The organism is Allobosea sp., from assembly GCF_030695125.1.
Taxonomy (GTDB): Bacteria; Pseudomonadota; Alphaproteobacteria; order Rhizobiales; family Beijerinckiaceae; genus Allobosea.
Window position 1 is genome coordinate 70,372 of sequence record NZ_JAUYTP010000028.1, and the last position, 16,956, is coordinate 87,327.

The 16,956-nt window shown below is 68.0% G+C and carries 15 protein-coding genes; 6 read left to right on the forward strand and 9 right to left on the reverse strand.

From position 1 onward, the window contains the following. Positions 1 to 158: 158 nt before the first annotated feature. The 4 genes from Q8S38_RS08225 to Q8S38_RS08240 all read left to right on the forward strand — a co-directional run bounded on the left by Q8S38_RS08225 (position 159) and on the right by Q8S38_RS08240 (position 3,900). Entirely contained in the window at positions 159 to 1,301 is a 1,143-nt protein-coding gene (locus Q8S38_RS08225; RefSeq protein ID WP_305679936.1) for an alpha-D-ribose 1-methylphosphonate 5-triphosphate diphosphatase, read from the forward strand. Positions 1,302 to 1,372: 71 nt separating this feature from the next. Beyond that, positions 1,373 to 2,386 (forward strand): DNA topoisomerase IB, encoded by a 1,014-nt coding sequence (locus Q8S38_RS08230; RefSeq protein WP_305679937.1) that lies wholly within the window; start codon positions 1,373 to 1,375, stop codon positions 2,384 to 2,386. Between the two features lie 56 nt (positions 2,387 to 2,442). Continuing rightward, positions 2,443 to 3,444, forward strand: a complete 1,002-nt coding sequence (gene dusA, locus Q8S38_RS08235; protein WP_305679938.1) for a tRNA dihydrouridine(20/20a) synthase DusA — start codon at positions 2,443 to 2,445, stop codon at positions 3,442 to 3,444. 12 nt (positions 3,445 to 3,456) lie between these two features. Further along, positions 3,457 to 3,900 (forward strand): PaaI family thioesterase, encoded by a 444-nt coding sequence (locus Q8S38_RS08240; protein ID WP_305679939.1) that lies wholly within the window; start codon positions 3,457 to 3,459, stop codon positions 3,898 to 3,900. Between the two features lie 434 nt (positions 3,901 to 4,334). Here the strand turns inward: Q8S38_RS08240 and Q8S38_RS08245 are convergent, their stop codons facing one another. The 4 genes from Q8S38_RS08245 to Q8S38_RS08260 all read right to left on the reverse strand — a co-directional run bounded on the left by Q8S38_RS08245 (position 4,335) and on the right by Q8S38_RS08260 (position 9,605). Beyond that, positions 4,335 to 6,005, reverse strand: coding sequence for a hydantoinase B/oxoprolinase family protein (locus Q8S38_RS08245; RefSeq protein ID WP_305679940.1), 1,671 nt, complete (start codon positions 6,003 to 6,005; stop codon positions 4,335 to 4,337). Beyond that, complete coding sequence (locus Q8S38_RS08250; protein ID WP_305679941.1) at positions 6,002 to 8,098, reverse strand: hydantoinase/oxoprolinase family protein; 2,097 nt, start codon at positions 8,096 to 8,098, stop codon at positions 6,002 to 6,004. The genes Q8S38_RS08245 and Q8S38_RS08250 overlap by 4 nt, the downstream gene beginning before the upstream one ends. Then, on the reverse strand, positions 8,091 to 9,242 hold the full coding sequence (gene solA / locus Q8S38_RS08255; protein ID WP_305679942.1) for an N-methyl-L-tryptophan oxidase: 1,152 nt from the start codon (positions 9,240 to 9,242) through the stop codon (positions 8,091 to 8,093). Before solA ends, Q8S38_RS08250 begins: the two co-directional genes overlap by 8 nt. A 192-nt stretch (positions 9,243 to 9,434) precedes the next feature. Further along, on the reverse strand, positions 9,435 to 9,605 hold the full coding sequence (locus tag Q8S38_RS08260; protein ID WP_305679943.1) for a hypothetical protein: 171 nt from the start codon (positions 9,603 to 9,605) through the stop codon (positions 9,435 to 9,437). Between the two features lie 311 nt (positions 9,606 to 9,916). On the opposite strand from Q8S38_RS08260, the gene Q8S38_RS08265 reads away from it, so the two are divergent. Continuing rightward, positions 9,917 to 11,356, forward strand: coding sequence for a hypothetical protein (locus Q8S38_RS08265; protein WP_305679944.1), 1,440 nt, complete (start codon positions 9,917 to 9,919; stop codon positions 11,354 to 11,356). Positions 11,357 to 11,436: 80 nt separating this feature from the next. Here Q8S38_RS08265 and Q8S38_RS08270 read toward each other — a convergent pair whose 3' ends face one another. From Q8S38_RS08270 to Q8S38_RS08290, 5 genes are all read right to left on the reverse strand, one after another. After that, entirely contained in the window at positions 11,437 to 13,095 is a 1,659-nt protein-coding gene (locus tag Q8S38_RS08270) for a tetratricopeptide repeat protein (protein ID WP_305679945.1), read from the reverse strand. A gap of 82 nt (positions 13,096 to 13,177) precedes the next feature. After that, positions 13,178 to 13,477, reverse strand: a complete 300-nt coding sequence (locus tag Q8S38_RS08275; protein ID WP_305679946.1) for a hypothetical protein — start codon at positions 13,475 to 13,477, stop codon at positions 13,178 to 13,180. A 50-nt stretch (positions 13,478 to 13,527) separates the two neighbouring features. Beyond that, positions 13,528 to 13,869 carry a hypothetical protein gene (locus Q8S38_RS08280; protein ID WP_305679947.1) on the reverse strand — a complete coding sequence of 114 codons (342 nt, stop codon included), beginning with the start codon at positions 13,867 to 13,869 and terminating at the stop codon, positions 13,528 to 13,530. 58 nt (positions 13,870 to 13,927) lie between these two features. Continuing rightward, positions 13,928 to 14,551 (reverse strand): hypothetical protein, encoded by a 624-nt coding sequence (locus tag Q8S38_RS08285; protein ID WP_305679948.1) that lies wholly within the window; start codon positions 14,549 to 14,551, stop codon positions 13,928 to 13,930. A gap of 219 nt (positions 14,552 to 14,770) precedes the next feature. Then, positions 14,771 to 15,184 (reverse strand): hypothetical protein, encoded by a 414-nt coding sequence (locus Q8S38_RS08290; RefSeq protein ID WP_305679949.1) that lies wholly within the window; start codon positions 15,182 to 15,184, stop codon positions 14,771 to 14,773. A gap of 472 nt (positions 15,185 to 15,656) precedes the next feature. Here Q8S38_RS08290 and Q8S38_RS08295 point away from each other — a divergent pair, with 472 nt between their 5' ends. Next, the gene (locus tag Q8S38_RS08295) at positions 15,657 to 16,700 is read left to right on the forward strand and encodes an MBL fold metallo-hydrolase (RefSeq protein ID WP_371125858.1); all 1,044 of its coding nucleotides are present in this window, start codon (positions 15,657 to 15,659) and stop codon (positions 16,698 to 16,700) included. The last annotated feature ends 256 nt before the right edge of the window (positions 16,701 to 16,956 follow it).

Consider the following 16,956-nt stretch of genomic DNA (forward strand, 5'->3'; position numbering starts at 1 on the left):
GTGTCCTCCCGTTCCCTGGGACTCTGCCGCTAGGGCCGGCATGCGACGCGCAGGTGACGGCTGCTTGACGGTTCGGTGACGGGCCCTGTCATGCTGCCGTCATGCCGGGATTCCATGCGCGGTCGGCCGCACCCTTCGATCGCGGCAGGGAGATGGACGTGGCGATTTCGATTACGGGCGGCGATATCCTGGGCGAGGGCCTCGAGCGCCGCGACATCACGCTTGAAGATGGCATGATCGCGGCCTTCGACACCGCGCCGCGCGCGGGCGCTCTCAGGCTCGATGCGACCGGTCTCCTCGTCCTGCCTGGGCTCGTCGATTGCCACGGCGACGCTTTCGAGCGCCACATCATGCCGCGGCCGCGCGTCGCCTTCGACATCGACCTCGCTTTGAGGGATGCCGACCGTGCCCTGCTCGCCAATGGCATCACCACCGCCTTTCACGGCGTCACCTGGTCCTGGGAGCCGGGCCTGCGCGGGGCGGAGACTGCCCGGGCTTTGGCCGATGCGATCGCGCGGCTGCAGCCGGAACTGGACGCCGATACCCGCTTTCATCTCCGCCATGAGACCTTCAACCTCGAGGCCGAGCCGCAGATCCTCGCCTGGCTGGCGGAGGGCCGCGTCGGCGTACTCGCTTTCAACGACCACACCGAGGGCACGCTGAAGACGAGGCATCGACCCGACAAGATCGGCAAGATGGTGGAGCGGACAGGCCTCTCGACGGAGGCCTTCATGGCGCTGGTCGAGACCGTCTATGCCCGCAAGGGCGATGTCGAGGGCTCGATCGCGCGGCTCGCCGCGGCGGCGCGCGCGGCTGGTGTGCCGATGTTCTCCCATGACGACATGACGCCCGCCATGCGCGCCTGGTACCGCTCGCTGGGCGTAGCCGTCGCCGAATTCCCGATCGACGAGGCGACCGCCCGCGAGGCGGCAACCCACGGCGAGGCGATCGTCTTCGGCGCGCCGAATGTCGTGCGCGGCGGTTCGCATACGGGCTGTCCGAGCGCCGAGGAGATGGTGCGGGCCGGGCTCTGCACCATTCTGGCCTCGGACTATTACTATCCGGCGCTGGCGCTGGCGCCGTTCCTGCTGGCGCGCCGCGGCGCGGCCTCATTCGCCGAAGCCTGGGCGCTGGTCTCGCGCGCGCCGGCCCACGCGCTCGGCCTCCACGACCGTGGCGTCATCGCGCCGGGCAAGCGCGCCGATCTCGTCCTCGTCGAGGAGGGACCCCATCCCCGCATCGTCGCGACCATCGCCGGCGGCCGGCTCGTCCATCTCGCCGATCAGCGCCTGCTCGGCTGAGGCTCCCGGTTCCAGCCGGAACTTTCGCCGTCCGCGCCGATTGTAGAGCCGTTGCGATCGGGAACGGTGCCATGGCGTTGCTAGAAAAGGATGAGGCTTCAGTCCGTCTGAAGCGCGCCAAGGCCCCGGACCTTTCGATCACCCGCCACCGTGCCGGCAAGGGCTTCACCTATCGCGATAGCGACGGCAACCGCGTCACCGACGCGGCGACGCTCGCCCGCATCCGCTCGCTCGCCATCCCGCCGGCCTATGCCGATGTCCGCATCGCGGCCGATCCCCGCGCCCATCTCCAGGCGGTTGGTCATGACGAGGCTGGCCGCGTGCAGCACCGCTATCATCCCGGCTGGGAGAAGGTGCGCGAGCGGCGCAAGCTGAAGCGCCTGAAATGCCTGCTCGACGCGCTGCCGAAGCTGCGCGCGGCGATCGCCCGCGATCTCAAGGACCGGCGTCTCAGCCGCGACAAGGCGCTCGCCTGCGCGGCGGCGATCATCGACCGCTGCCATATCCGCGTCGGCAACGAGACTTATGCGAAGACCAATGGCAGCCACGGCGCCTCGACCCTGCTCAAGCGCCACGTCACCATCACCGGCGGGCGTGTCGAGCTCTCCTTCAAGGGCAAGAGCGGTAAGCAGATCGCCTGCGCCCATGCCGATCCGGCGCTGGTGCGGGCGTTGACGCGGATCATGACGCTTCCGGGAAAGCGCCTGCTGCAATATGTGCGCGAGGACGGCGAGATCGCCGAGGTCAGGGCGAGCGAGATCAACGCCTATCTCAAGCGCGTCAGCGGCCTGCCGGTCAGCGCCAAGGACCTGCGAATGCTCGCCGCCAACGCGGCTGCGGCCGAACTGCTGCTGGCGGGCGAGGTGGTCGCGACCGAAACGGGCAAAAAGCGGCAACTCGCCGACATCATGCGGGCCATCTCCGAGCGACTGGTCAACACGCCGGCTGTGGTCCGCAAGAGCTATGTCCACGCCATCGTGCTGCGCGCCTATGCGACCGGCCGCCTGAAGCGCTGCTATGAGAGAGCCAAGGCCCGCGGCGCCTGCTCGCGGATCGAGCGGGCGCTGGGGCTGGTCGCGGCCTGATCCTGCGGGCGGTCGCCACAGGTGCATCGCGCCGCATTTTCCGCTAGTCAGCCGCCATGACCGCCCTTTCGCCCGAACTGCTGCGCTTTTCCGTCGCGCCGATGATGGACTGGACCGACCGGCATTGCCGCGTCATCCACCGCCTGATGTCGCGCCGCGCCCGGCTCTACACGGAGATGGTGACCGCGCAGGCGGTGATCCGGGGTGACCGCCCGCGGCTGATCGGCTTCGACGCGGTCGAGCATCCGGTCGCGCTGCAGCTCGGCGGCAACGATCCCGCCCTGCTGGCGCAGGCCGCCCGGATCGGCGCCGAGTTCGGCTATGACGAGATCAACCTCAACTGCGGCTGCCCCTCCGACCGCGTCCAGGGCGGGGCTTTCGGCGCCTGCCTGATGCGCGAGCCGGCGCTCGTCGGCGACTGCGTCGCGGCGATGAAGGCGGCGGTCGCGATCCCCGTCACGGTGAAATGCCGCATCGGCGTCGACGATCAGGACCCGGAAGCGGCGCTCGACGCGCTCACCCAGGTGGTGACGGCGGCGGGCGTCGATGCGCTGATCGTCCATGCCCGCAAGGCCTGGCTGCAGGGGCTCTCGCCCAAGGAGAACCGCGAGATCCCGCCGCTCGACTATGACCGCGCCTACCGCCTCAAGGCGGCCCATCCCGCGCTGCCGGTGGCGATCAATGGCGGCATCCGCGCCCCGGAGGAGTGGGCGGGCCATCTCGTGCATCTCGACGGCGTCATGGTCGGCCGCGAGGCCTACCAGAACCCGGAGATCCTGCTGCGCGTCGATCCGCTGCTCTTCGGCGAGGAGGCGCCGGTGGCGGACGCCTTCGCCATGCTGGAGGCGCTGGAGCCGCATCTCGCGCGTCATCTCGAGGCCGGCGGGCGGCTGCATGCCTTCACCCGCCATCTCGTCGGGCTGTTCCCAGGCCGGCCGGGCGCGCGCCAGTTCCGCCGCCATCTCGCCGAGCACTGCGTCGCGGCCGGCGCGGGCCTGGCGGATCTGCGTGCGGCGATCGCCCATGTCTCCCGGCACGATGCCGTGCGCGCCGCCTGAGGGATCCTGACGATGGCTGAAGCGCCTTCCGACACCGAAATCGGCCGCCGCGTCGCCGAGAGCTTCGACAAGCAGGGCTTCATGACGACGCTGGGCGCGCGGCTCCTGCGCGTGGCGCCGGGCGAGGTCGAGATCGAACTGCCGGTCGGGCCGCTCGTTTCGCAGCAGCATGGTTTCGTCCATGCCGGTGCGGTCGCGGCCATCGCCGATTCCGCCTGCGGCTATGCGGCGCTGACGCGGATGCCGGCAGGGGCGGGCGTGCTGACCGCCGAGTTCAAGATCAACCTGCTGGCGCCCGCTGTCGGCGAGAGGCTCATCGCGCGGGGCAGGGTGGTCAAGGCCGGGCGGACGCTGACGCTTGCGCTCGCCGAGGTCTTCGCGGTCCGGGACGGAGCCGAGAAGCTCTGCGCCATGCTCACCGCCACCTGCATGGCGGTCGGCGGGCGCGAGGTCTAGGGGAAACCGAAGTTTGCCGCACTCGCAATTCAATCGCTTGATAAGTCTCTGAAATATAGAGATCGCCGTTTGAGAGTGCTTAAACAGAAAGTGCCGCAGTTAAGGCGAAGTACGACCGCAACAGGGTGCCGCGCTGCTAACATGGCGATGGGAACCGACCTTTTGGCGGCATCCGAGATGGTCAGCTTCCGGCGCTGGCCCATACCGGACCTCGGCGTTGACAGAATTGAATGTCTGCTGTGCAGCTCGAAGCAGACGTATTGTCAGTGGCCATAACGTCATGACGGCATAGCCGGTGACGTTGTCCCTCTGGGTTGATCCAGTCTGAATGTCGTTCTGGTCCATCGCGAGGACCAGAGCGTGAAGCGCAGCCGTTGCTCGGCATCACGGATCATCGCGATCCTGCGCCGCCGTGCCGGCTGCGACCAAAGCGGTTACGTCCCGCGACGCGGCCAGTCCGGCCCATAAGCGCGAGCGGCCCCCTCCGGCGTGGCGTAGCCCCGCCTGAGATCATCCGTGATCTTGCTCGCCGGCCGCGCTTGCGGGTTGCCGAAGCCGGCGCCGCCGGCCTCGCGCAGCGTCAGGCGGTCGCCCGGCGCGAGCTCATGCCGCCCCTGCGGCGAGATCGTCTCGCCATTGACCAGATGTTCGCGGCAGGCGCCCGGCTGCCCGCCGGCGAAGCCCTGCGCCGGAAACTGGGTGCGGTTGGCCATGGAGAAGACGCTGACCGGAAAGCCGCTGTCATTGCGCAGCACGATCTCCTGGCCGGGGCCGCCGCGATAGGCGCCTGCCCCGCCCGAATCCGGCCGCAAGCTCTTGCGCTCGACGGTCAGTCCGCTCTCGGGCTCGAACAGCTCCGCCGACATGCCGCCCATATTCGACGAGCCCGGCGTCGTCGGCTGGCCGTCGAGATCGCTCAATGCGCCGAAGCCGCCCGCCGCGCAGAACGTCGTGGTCATGCCCGAGCCGTCCGGCCGGCGGCCCTGCAGGGTGATGAAGTCGATCAGCCCGCTGCCCGCCATCACCCGGTCCGGCACGACCTCGGCCAGCGCGCCGAAGATCAGCGGGGGGATGAAATGGCCGATCACATGCCGCCCGGCCGACGGTGCCGGCGGCACGGCATTGAGCAGGCAGCCCACGGGCGCGCTGATCGAGATCGGCACGGTGGCGCCGTCATTGTTGGGCAGCCTGGGCGCGGTGATGCATTTCAGCGTGTAGAGCGCCATCGAGCGCGTATAGGACAGCGGCACATTGATGCCGGCGCCGACGCAGGGGCCGGTTCCGGCGAAGTCGATCGCCGCCGCGCTGCCGCGCTTGTCGATCCGGCAGACGAGCCGACGGATGTCGCCGAAGGCCTCGACCTCGACCTCGTTGCGGTAGGCGCCATCGGGAATCGCGGCCAGCGCTGCCCTGACGGCGGCCTCGGTCTGGTCGATGATCGAAACGGCGAGCTCGTCGACATCGGCGAGCCCCGCTTCGGACAGGAACTCGCCGAGCTGCCGGTCGACGACCTCGAGGCAGCTCACGCTCGCCATGATGTCGCCCAGCACCTGCTCGGGCACCCGGACATTCAGCTTGATCAGCTCGATCAGCGTCTCGTCGCGCTGGCCCGCCGCGAAGAGCTTCCAGATCGGCAGCCGCAGACCCTCATGGTAGATTTCGGTCGCGGCGGCGGAGAAGCCCATGCCGCCGATATCGGGCAGATGCGTTATGCTCATGGCATAGGCGACGATGCGCCCGCCCCGGAAGATCGGCTTCATCAGGGCGAGGTCGAACATATGGCCCGTGCCGATGACGGGGTCGTTGGACGCGACGACATCCCCCGGCGCCAGCGTCTGCGGCGGAAACCGCTTGAGCATATGCGCCATCGTCACCGGCGCCGTGCCGATGAAGACGGGGATGCATTTGCGGCTCTGCGCGATCAGCCGGCCGCGCGTGTCGAAGATCATCACCGAGAGATCGAAGCCCTCGCGCACCAGCATCGAGAAGGAGGTGCGGATCAGGGCCGCCGCGCCTTCGTCGGTGATCGAGATCAGCCTGTCCCAGGCGATGGCGAGGTCGATCGGATCGAGGGTTCGGCGGGATGCCGCGACAGGGCTCGTCATGGGGTCGCGATCTCCGCAACGAGGCTCATGTCGCCATGCACCGTAGCGCGGTCACCGGCGTCGAGCAGGATCGTCGATTCGGGTTCCTCGACCAGGGCCGGCCCGTCCACGACCATGCCTGGCCGCAGCCGCGAGCGCGCCAGGACGGCGCAGTCGACAAGGCCACCGGCGGCCGGGAAATAGGCCTGACGATGGCCCGTCATCGCCTCGCCGCCGTCGTTTTCGTCCTCCGGGCTGGTCGAGAAACTCTGGGAAGCCGCAGCGCTCGCCTCGACCTTGCACCCGACGATCTCGATCGGCTCATCGAGACTGGTGTGGAAGATCTCGCGGTAGCGCTCGATGAAACGCATCCGCAGCGCCTCGCGGAGGTCCCCGCAGGCCTCGGGAAGCTCGACCTCGATGTCGTAGTGCTGGCCGCGATAGCGCATGTCGAAGCGCCGGTGCCAGTGCGTGGCTCCGCCGGAGCCGAGCGGCGCCGCAGCCTCGGCATCGAGATCCGCGAGAAGGGCCTGGAGCTCGCTCTCCTCGACCGCGTCGAGCCCGCGCCGGAAAGCCCGCACCGTCTCGAAGGACTGCGCGCCCGACAGCATTCCGAAAGCCGACATGACGCCGGCTCCCCGCGGAAAGATCACGCGTGGCACCCGCAGCTTGCGGGCGATCCGCGCCGCATGCAGCGGTCCGCCGCCGCCAAAGGCGACCATGGCGCAGCCGCGATAGTCGAAGCCGCGTTCGGTGGCGTGCATGCGGAAGGCCCGCGCAATGTCCTCATTGGCCATGTCATGCGCCCCCCAGGCGGCGCGCAGCGCATCGACGCCCAGCGGCACGCCGATCTGCTCGCGATAGGCCTCAGCCGCGGCGTCGAGATCCAGCGTCATGGTGCCGCCGAGAAAGCTGTCGGGATGGAGGTAGCCGAGCAGGAGATTGGCATCGGTCAACGTCGCGGTCTTGCCGCCACGGCCATAAGACACAGGCCCGGGTTCGGCGCCGGCGCTGCGCGGGCCGACCCTGAGCCGGCCGAGCGCATCGGGCGCAACCAGGCTGCCGCCCCCGGTCCCGATCTCGGTCATGTCGAGGACGGGGATCTGCAGCGGGAGGCCGCTGCCGCTGCGATACTCGTAAGCGTGTGCCGCCTCGAAGGAATAGGCGCGAAACGGCCTGCCCTTGCGGATCAGAGCCCCCTTGGCGGTCGTGCCGCCGAGATCGAAGGAGAGCAGGTCGCCTCCCGCGACCGCCGTGCCAATCCGGGCCGCGACGAGCACACCGGCGGCGGGGCCCGATTCCAGCAGCTTCACCGGATAGCGCCGGGCCATGTCGAGGTTCATGAGACCGCCGCTCGACGCCATGATCCAGAGCCGCCCCAGGAAGCCGGCCTCGGCCAGGCCCGTCTCCAGCCGGGAGAGATAGCGGTCGACCAGCGGCTGCGAATAGGCGTTGGCGCAGGTCGTGGTCCAGCGCTCGAATTCGCGCGGATAGGGGAAGACATCGGCCGAATGGGAGATGTGCAGCGCCGGATAGAGCGCCCCTGCAATCTCGCGGGCGCGGCGTTCGTGACGGTCGTCGACATGCGCGTGGAGGAAACAGATCGCCAGCGCCTCGATCCGCTCGTCCTCGACCAGCCGGCGCGTCTGCGCAGCGACGGCTTCCTCGTCCAGCGGCACGAGCACGGAGCCGTCATGTTTCAGTCGCTCGGGAATGTCGGCCCGCAACCCTCGCTCGACGATCGGTTCTGCGTAACGCAGCCGCAGATCGAACAGGTCGTAGCGCTGCTCGCGGCCGATATCGAAGAGGTCGCGGAAGCCTTGCGTGACGAGCATGCCGGTGCGGTCGCCGCGACGCTCGATCAGGGCATTGGTGACCAGCGTCGTGCCGTGGACGATCTCGACGAGCTCGGACAGGGAGCAGCCGACGGCCTGGCAGATCGCGAGCGTGCCTTCGAGCACGGCGTGGGAGGGATCACGCGGCGTCGTCAGTTGCTTGTGGACGCCGACCCGCGAGCCCAGCGAATCCACCAGCGCGAAATCGGTGAAGGTGCCGCCGATATCGATGCCCAGGCGCAGGCCGCCGCGTGGCGCGACATCGAGGCCATCATGCATGAGGGGCAGCCAGCGCCGTCCGCGCCAGGCGCAGGAATCCGATGTCGTGCCGGGTCGTGCCGTCTCCGCTGGCGAGATCGGCGACGATCTCCCCGATCACGCTGCAGAACTTGTAGCCATGCCCCGAGCAGGGCGAGACCAGCACGACCTGTTCATGGGCGGGGTGGCGGTCGAGAATGAAATGCTCGTCGGGGGTGTTGGTGAACATGCAGCTCCGCAGCGCCATGGTCGGGCCGCTGCCATCAGGGAAATAGCGCTGGCTGAAATCCCGCAGGAGGCGCTCGTCCTCCGCGTCCGGCTCGCGCCTGACATCGTCGGCACGGCTGGTTTCGCCGCGGTGGTGATAGCGGCCGAACTTGAAACCGGGCACCTCGTAGATCGGAAAGCCGTAATAGCGGCCCTCATCGACCTGCAAATTGAAGACCGGGAAGCGATCGAGCGCGAACAGCTCCGGCTTCGCGGGCTGAAGCCAGGCCAGAACCTGCCTTTCGGGCACCGCAACGGCCCGGAGAGAGGGTTCGAGGTCGCCGATCCAGGCTCCGGCAGTCAGCACCAGCCGCGCGGCCTCGTAGCGGCCGCGATCGGTCGTCACCAGCACCCCGTCGCCATTGGGTTTCGCCTCCCAGCCGAGCACGGCCTCGCGGGCATGGATCTCCGCGCCATGCGACTGGGCGGCGCGAACATGCGCCACGATCGCCCGCTCGCTGGCGATCAGCCCGCCACGCGCCTGAAACACCGCGCGATGCGATGACGGCAGGCGATAGCCGGGGTAACGTGCATTGACCTGATCGCCGGTCAAAACCTCATGGGGCAGTTCGTGCAGGCGGGCCGAATTCAAGGCCCCCTGAAACAGCGCGTCATCCTCCGGGCTGGCATCGATCGACCCGGTGATGACCAGCAGCTCCTCGCCGGTCGCCGCTTCGATCTCGCCCCAAAGCTCATAGGCGCGCCGCAGCAGAGGGACGTAGGCCGGGTCCTCGTAATAGGGCATGCGGATGATCCGGCTGATGCCGTGCGACGAGCCCATGCTGTGGGGGATGTCGAAGCGTTCGAGACCGAGAACCTTCACGCCCCGCCGGGCGAGATGCCAGGCGGCGGCGCTTCCCATGCCGCCGATCCCGACGACGATCACGTCATAGGCCATTCTCGACACGTCCCCCAACACCCGCCACGCCATGGCTTGCGATTCCGACACCCTGCCGGTCCTCCAGTCTACGCAATAACGCGGCCAAGGCATCACCAGCCAGTGATACGAATCGGCTTGTACATGGCGCGATGAGGAGCGCGACCAGACACATGCGCGAGCGAGCTTGAACGGGGTCAAGCATGGCTGCGGTCAGAATCGGCCGGGTCGGAACGGCTGCGCGTCGATGAACCTCGTTCCAGTGGCGACGAAATCGGCGAAGAGGCGTCCGGTCATGGCGCCCAGCGTGAACCCGTGATGAGCTCGAGCTGAAGCGAGCCAGAGTTCGGCATGACGAGGGCCCTCGCCGACGAACGGCAGCATGTCTGACATGCAGGGCAGCGCGCTGGGCCGTGGCTCATCGTCGAGTCGGCGCCCGAGCGCCATGAACTGCCGGGCTACCCGGAGGGCCAATGCGCCACGTCCTGAAATCGAGGCTATACTCCGAAGCTGATATTCACGACTGGCCGGAGTGCCTTGGTGGCGCCTCGTCAGGCGGATCGTGGATCGGTTGGCAGCCGGAATTCTTGATCGGGAGTGTCCCGTTGGTCGCATGAATCGCTGCCTGGCCATGCCAATTGACGCCGTCCCGAACACGCCGCACGATCCTTGCCTTCGACCGGAGGTGATCAAGGATGCGCCTCGTTCTGATAGCGATCCATTGCCTGGGAGGCGCAATTGCGATCAGCTTGGCGGCGGCCAAGCCCGCGACTGCGCAGCAGCCCTCCGACCGCCCAGCAGCGGAGCAGACGGCCCTGATGCAGTTCCCGGGCTCGGGCTGGTGGTTGGCGCCACCGCCTGGTTTCGTGCAATCAAGTCCGCCCTGGCCCGTGTTGCGTCATCGCAGCGGCGCGCACATCGCCCTCGTCGAGTTTGCGAAGCAGCCCCTGACGCAGGCGAGCTTCGGCGCGATCGGCGCCCTCACGGCGGCTGGCACGCATGACGAGGGACGGCTCGAATCCGTCGAGGCCGTCATGGCCGGCGGCCGGCCGGCGTTCCTGGCCATCGCGCGTATGACGCAGCAGAAGGCGTTGGCCTACAGCCTCATCGTGGAAGGGGGGCGCCAAAACGTCGGCGTGACGCTGACAGTGCCGGATGCGGCCACGGACATCGACCTGAGTGCCATCCGCGCCGCGCTGCTGAGCGTCACCGACAGGATCGCCGAAGCCGCGGCTCGCCCAGTGTCGGTCCCCCACCTGGCCTCAGTGCGGTTTCCGGGCACGAGCTGGTCGATCGTCCCCCCGGCGGAGTTTGCTCTCGATGGCACATCGCCCGCGATGATCAGGCATCCGAACGGCGCGGCGATCATGCTCATTGAACAGCCGAAGGAGCGCATCGACGCACAGGAATCCTACAAGATCGGCGAAGTGCTGCATGCAGGGACACGGAATGAAAGCCGCGTGGAGCAGGTCGAGCCGCTCACTGCGGCCGGGCGTCCCGCCGCGCTCATCAGGATGCGGATGACGCAACGGGCATTGCTCGCCTACCTCATGGTGGTCGAGGGCGATGGCGGCAACGTCATGGCCCTCATGTATGTGCCGGACGCCGCGGCGCATCCTGACGCCGCCGCCATCCGGGCCTCGCTGCTCAGTGTAACCGAGACGAGACGCAGCCCGGAGCAGCGCCTCGGCGACCTGCCCTTCCGCCTCACGGAACTGGCGGGCATGCGGGTCGTCAGCATCGTCGCCAACAGCGTCGTCGTCCTGACCGACGGGCCGGGCGACCTGATGGACGCGGCGACGGACCAGCCCTTCGCGATACTCTCCCTCTATCCGATCACGACGCGCGAGCGCTTCGACGCAACGCGCCATCTGCCGAAGATGGCGGCGCTCCTCCGCGAGCGCTATCCGGGCGCGACGATCCTGACGCAGAAGGTCGAGCCGACGCCGCAAGGCCCGGCCGCCACCGTCGTTTTCACGCGGACGCCTCCCGGCAAGACCACGACCGTGGCCGGCGTCGCCTGGGCGCTGGCGCAGGGGGGCTCCGCTCTGTTCATGGTCGGTCACTTTCCGCCAGCGAGGTCTGATCTGCCGGCCCGGTTCGTCAAGATTCGGAACGGCGTGAAGCCACGATGAGCCCGATCGCCGATCGTCTGGGTGCGGAGCCAGCAGCAGTTCCCAGACGGTGGGACGGTCACGCGTCCGAGCGCAGGACTTCATCGCTCCTGGATCATCCTGACGAGGTCCGTGAAGCGCGGATCCTTCCGCCGCGCCATGGCGAGGACCCGGTCGGCCTCCGCCGTCTTTCCCTGCTGGCGCAGCACCTCAGCCTTCACGGCCAGAGCCATGCCATGGTCGGGATCTGAGGCCAGAGCGACCCCTGCGGTGGCCTCGGCCTTCCTCCAGTCCCTGGCGCGGACGGCGAGAAGTCCCGACAAGGCGTTGGCCGCCAGATGGCCCGGTTCAAGCGCCAGCGCGGCGGCGACATCGCCTTGTGCCAGGCTGAAGTCGCGCAGATAGACCGCGAAGGCCGCCCGGTTGGCATGGATCGACGCGCGCCGATGGCCGTCCGCGATCGCCCGATCGAGCACAGCCTTGCCTTCGGGGATCCGGCGGAGGCGCAAAAGCAGCGCGGCTTCGATATCGATGAGGTCGAGGTTTGCGCGCGCGAGCGCGTGGCCCGCGCGCACCGAGCGCAGGGCGTCTTCGTCGCGATTGAGGCGCATCAGGAGCGCGATCTGCTCGAGGCGAACCTCGACGACGGCGGGCTGGACCGCCAGCACCTCGTCCAGCAGCTTCACGGACTCCTCAGGAGCGCCCCTCATGTCAGCCAGCCCCGCCAGCGTGAGTTTTGCAATCGGATCCCTGGGGTCCAGCTTCAGAGCCTGAATCGCGTCCACCTCCGCACCCGGCACGTCGCCGGCCATGAGCCGGGCCCGTGATCGGTGCGACCAGCCCATGGCGAAAGCGGGCGCGACCGCGATAGCCTTGTCGTAATCCGCGCGGGCGCCGGCATCGTCCTTCTTCACATCGAGGCGCAGGCGGCCGCGTTGGACATAGGCGCCGGGTAGCTCAGGGCTGACCGCGATCTCGCGTGTGAAATCCGCGATGGCCCCGTCATTGTCGCCAAGCTCCGCCCTGATCAGCCCCCTGCGAAAGTGCAACAGCGGCCGTTGCGGCGCGAGCGACGTCACCTTGTCCAGGGCCGTGATCGCCTCGCGCTGGCGACCGAGGCCGACGAGCGCACGCGACTGCTCGTCGAGCAATGGAATGCTGTCAGGAGCGGGCTTTAGGCCGGCCTCGATATCCTTCAGGGCGGCGGCATGGTCGCCGCGCGCATTGAGCAAACGGCTGCGGGCCAGCAGCGCGGGCCCGTAATCGCCCTGCAGCGACAGCGCCAGGCTGTGGTCCGCCAGCGCACCGTCGGCGTCGCCCAGCATGCTGCGGGCGATGCCCCGGTTGTTGGGGAAGAGGTAAGCGTTCGGTGCGTGCTTCATGCCCTCGGTGTAGGCGTCGCGCGCGCGCTCGGCGTCACCCGGCCCCTGCCGGTAGAGATAGGTGTGCCCCCGCATCGCGTGGCCGAGCCGGTCAGCCGGGTCCGCGACCAGAAGCGCATCCGCCGCCCGTAGCAACCCGTCCCAATCGGACGCTTCGAGCAACGCACGCGCTTCGGCCTCCCTGGCCTGGCGCCGGAGCGCGACGGGTACTTCGGCCGTATCGCCAAGCGCCCGGCACAGGCGAGCCCGCTCTGCAGCCGGACGCTGGCGATCCATGCAGGGCGCGAGACGCACATCGTCGGATGGGGGCACGGATTGCGCCTGTGCCGGAGCCGCCAGCAGCAGGCACGCGGCAGCCAGGGCGCCGATCCGAGCCATGAAACGCGTGTCCTTCATCGCGCGTCCTCCAGCGGAGCTGAGCCTGCGGCAGTCTTGCGCCGAGCGCCTTTCCCGGCAAGGCTCACTTCAGTTTGTCGCCATCCACGAACCACGTCTGGCCACCCCGCCGAACCTCGGCGGCACCGTGGCCGGCATCGTCGTCCACGACGATGACCCTGCTGCCGGCCGCGATGCGGATCGGGCAGTGCCGGCTCATCCTGGCGCCCGTGGGCGTGAGCGAGGCCTGCACGGACTCACGCCATGCCGCCCAGCTCGTGCATGCAAGCGTGGACCGCACGAGAGTCACCATGCGGTCCTGCGACCATGCGGAGCCTGCGCCGAACTGGGCCACAAGCGCGATCATCCCCAGAAGCCGTCGCATGTCGTCAATCTTCCGGATCGGGGCTCGGGCGGCACCTCTCGATGCCAGCTTCAATCATTCCAGTTGCGGCGGTGTCCCGTCCACCAGCCCACGTCGCTGGAGAAGCGGATCACGAAGATCGTGAGGATCGCGACGATCAGCATCACCAGCAGGACGACGGCGAAGGGCCGCCGGCGGTCGTCATCGGGAAACTGCCGATTGAGCTGGACATAGAGGGCGATCGCCGCCGCCGACATGCCGACATCGACAGCCAGCTCCAGCAGCATGACGCTGCGGGGCGGCCACTCGCCGGCGCGGGCGAAGAAGCGCCAGAGCGCCTGGCCGGACAGGTAGAGGCTTGCGCAGACGTAAACGATCCAGTTCGTGCGTGGCGGGCCGGCCTGTTCACTCATGGGCTTCACCTCATTCCTGCTCGATCGACGTCTCAGAATCGGATCAAAGGCCGCCGGTTCACTCTGCGACGATCGCCGCATCGAGTGCGTCGCAGTCGCGGTCGGCGATGCGCTGCAGCCGGAATACGGCGTCCGCGCCGGCGAACGCGATCTCCTGGCTCGGCCCGTCGGACAGCTGGCGATTGCGCCGCATCGGGAGCGAGTCCTGCATGTGCATGGTGAGAACGTCGCCGCTGACGACCAGCACCGGCTCGGTCCCCGATTCCTCGTCGGTCGCGTCGCCCTTGATGCTGCAGACGATACCGGGAGCGACGGGCGCGCTCCGGATGCGTCGCCGGCCCTGCACGTCCTGATTGGCGTCCGCACGGTAGCGGCAGTCGCCGATGGCGCGCAGTGGCTCCTTCACCCCGCGCCGTGCCGCCTCGATCCGGATGCGGTTCTGGGAACCGGCCTCGGGCGCGGCATCTGGCCAGTTCTCGCGCCTGAAAGAGATCCGCAGGCTCGTCGTGCGCTGCCTGGGATTGGCCGCCAGATGCGCGGCGTCATAGACCCTGAGATAGCAGGCGCGGTCGCCCTTGGTCTGCCCGATCACGCCAGGCAGCGCTTCGATGGCAGGGACGGCCCTGGCAGGGACTGAAGCGCAGGTCGTCGCAATTGCGAGACCGAAGAGGACATTCCGCATGACCTGCGATCCTCCCTTCCGCCGACTGGAAGGCCGGGCCCGCCGGATCGCGCGCCCGGCGCGGTCGAGCTTCTCTCGGGATGCTCAGCGCGTCAATCGCGGCGTCGCGGCTCGTGAGCTCGATTGAGCCTCAGCACGCGAGAGTGAGGCGCCGATTGTCCCGGCCGCGCCAAGGCCGGCGTTCGGATCTGCACGGGAAGCGGGCGACCGGCTCACCCATCAATCATTCACGCCGACCTCGGAGAAGCGGAAGCCGTCTGGTGTTCCGGTGAAGAGGAACAGGTCCTCGCCGCAGATCATCGTGAAATTGTCCTTGCCCAGGCCGTCGCGTGCATAAACGCCCCTGCCGCGCGCGATGCAGGCCCGCGCTTTCCGTGTGAAGACCTTGGCGTAGATGGTCTTGCGGAAATAAGCCGCGTCCCGCATCTCGTCCCAGTAGAACGGAAACAGCGTCAGCTCGGCGACGGCGGCGGAGTCGTCGGCCTTCAGAGCGGCGCGGAAGGCTGTGATGAACCGATCATAGCTCTTCTGGACGTCCGCAGGCGCACGGTCGGGCTGGGCATGGACCGCGGACGCGGCGAAAGCGACTGCGAAAACGCCGGCAAGGAGGACAAAGCGTCGTAGGATCGTCATGGCGCGACCTTTCAGATGCACGGCAATGGGAGCCGGAGGGTTCTTGGCGCCGCGAAGGTCTTGGCGTCGCGACGCGGTCCGGCTTCGGAGGCTGCAGGCTTGCCGTGGACGGGTGACGCCCCGGCGCTGCGATCCGTCAGCCCCCTCATGGCACAGGAACTGGCGATGCCCCTGGTCCCGAGAAAGGCGCGCCAACGCTGATGCTGTCCGGGTTTCATATCTAGCCGCCTCCCTGCGTCGTCTCCGGACAGGTGCCGAGGGTGGCGGCATCATGCCACCCGCGCATCTCGGCGATTTCCTGCTTCTGGTGCTTGATGATCTGCGCGTCGCGCGGCCTTCGCAATGCTGTGAGGCATGCCGTGTGGGGCTGGTCTCGCGACTTGTCCGTTGCCATCATCGTCTATGACGAGGTTCATGAGAGAGGCGATTTGTGGGTTGGACCAGGCGAGGGGGCGGACGCCTAGCCCTCGGAATGATCGGCAGCATTCTTGGCGCAGGGCGGGCTCAGTCCGCCGAGACGCGTGGTCCAGCCGGCAGAACATTCTACTATTCGGGCCCGCTCAGCGACCATTTCGACGGTACGCGCTTCTTTAATCCCGATCGCAGGGCGGAGCCCCGGGGCTTGGGCGATGTGCTGAAATGGCGCCTGACCGGTGCCAGGCAGAACTGGCCCTATCCCTATCCGAGCCCTTTCGCAGGCGCACGCCCGCTAGGCCTCGCGCCGGTCGGAATGCGGGCGATTCTCGTAGGGCATGCGACCTTCCTTCTCCAGATCGGTGGTCTATCGATCCTCACCGATCCGGTCTGGTCGGAGCGTGCAAGTCCCTTCCCGAACGTCGGCCCACGCCGCTACAATCCTCCAGGCATTGCCTTCGACGATCTTCCCCGGATCGATGCGGTCCTGATCTCGCACAACCATTACGACCATCTAGACCTGCCGACGATCGAGCGTCTCTGGCGTCGGGACCGACCCCATATCGTCGCACCGCTCGGCAATGATGCGATCATCAAGGCGCGCGATCCTGCGATCGCGGTGACGACGCTAGACTGGGGAGAGCGCACTGTTCTGGTCCCCGGCGCAACGGTCAGCGCCGTCCCGGCCCAGCACTGGTCGGCGCGCACGCTCAACGATCGCAACCATGCACTATGGGCAGGTTTCGTGATCGAGGCGCGTGGCCGGACCGTCTACTTCGCCGGCGATACAGGCTTTGGCGACGGACGGATCTTCACCGGCATCGCCGCCCGGCATGGGCGGATCGATCTCGCACTTCTGCCGATCGGTGCTTATGAGCCGCGCTGGTTCATGGCGGAGCAGCACATGAACCCGGACGATGCGGTCCGCGCCTTCCAGCTGCTGCGCGCCAAACAGGCTCTCGGATTCCACTGGGGGACGTTCCAGCTGACAGACGAGGCGGTCGACCAGCCGGCTCTCGATCTTGGCCGCGCGCTAGCAGCCCGGGATATCCCGTCGAAGCGTTTCCCGGCGGCGAGGCCGGGTCAAATCTGGTCTGGTTGAGCGCCAGCCACATCGGGACAACCTGATCGCAGTCCAGCAGCGCCATTGACGGTTTCAACGGGCTGCGCAAGTTCCGTATATGGGGTCTTTGCCCGAAAGCAGATGTCACCGGCCGCCGATCGCGCAAGGCGCCGGAGACGCCTGATGCCGGTCCGGGCGAGATGGGCCGATAGCTGCCATTCGACCCATGCTGACAAGCCTACATTCGAACGGTGATCTTCGACTGTCCGTTCTCGATTGATCGGGGAGCGCGGTG

Coding starts and splice junctions, on each gene's coding strand:
- Q8S38_RS08230 (WP_305679937.1), top strand. CDS start 1,373: ATGGCGTTGCTAGAAAAGGATGAGGCTTCAGTCCGTCTGAAGCGCGCC.
- dusA (WP_305679938.1), top strand. CDS start 2,443: ATGACCGCCCTTTCGCCCGAACTGCTGCGCTTTTCCGTCGCGCCGATG.
- Q8S38_RS08240 (WP_305679939.1), top strand. CDS start 3,457: ATGGCTGAAGCGCCTTCCGACACCGAAATCGGCCGCCGCGTCGCCGAG.
- Q8S38_RS08245 (WP_305679940.1), bottom strand. CDS start 6,005: ATGACGAGCCCTGTCGCGGCATCCCGCCGAACCCTCGATCCGATCGAC.
- Q8S38_RS08250 (WP_305679941.1), bottom strand. CDS start 8,098: ATGCATGATGGCCTCGATGTCGCGCCACGCGGCGGCCTGCGCCTGGGC.
- solA (WP_305679942.1), bottom strand. CDS start 9,242: ATGGCCTATGACGTGATCGTCGTCGGGATCGGCGGCATGGGAAGCGCC.
- Q8S38_RS08260 (WP_305679943.1), bottom strand. CDS start 9,605: ATGCTGCCGTTCGTCGGCGAGGGCCCTCGTCATGCCGAACTCTGGCTC.
- Q8S38_RS08265 (WP_305679944.1), top strand. CDS start 9,917: ATGCGCCTCGTTCTGATAGCGATCCATTGCCTGGGAGGCGCAATTGCG.
- Q8S38_RS08270 (WP_305679945.1), bottom strand. CDS start 13,095: ATGGCTCGGATCGGCGCCCTGGCTGCCGCGTGCCTGCTGCTGGCGGCT.
- Q8S38_RS08275 (WP_305679946.1), bottom strand. CDS start 13,477: ATGCGACGGCTTCTGGGGATGATCGCGCTTGTGGCCCAGTTCGGCGCA.
- Q8S38_RS08280 (WP_305679947.1), bottom strand. CDS start 13,869: ATGAGTGAACAGGCCGGCCCGCCACGCACGAACTGGATCGTTTACGTC.
- Q8S38_RS08285 (WP_305679948.1), bottom strand. CDS start 14,551: ATGCGGAATGTCCTCTTCGGTCTCGCAATTGCGACGACCTGCGCTTCA.
- Q8S38_RS08290 (WP_305679949.1), bottom strand. CDS start 15,184: ATGACGATCCTACGACGCTTTGTCCTCCTTGCCGGCGTTTTCGCAGTC.
- Q8S38_RS08295 (WP_371125858.1), top strand. CDS start 15,657: ATGATCGGCAGCATTCTTGGCGCAGGGCGGGCTCAGTCCGCCGAGACG.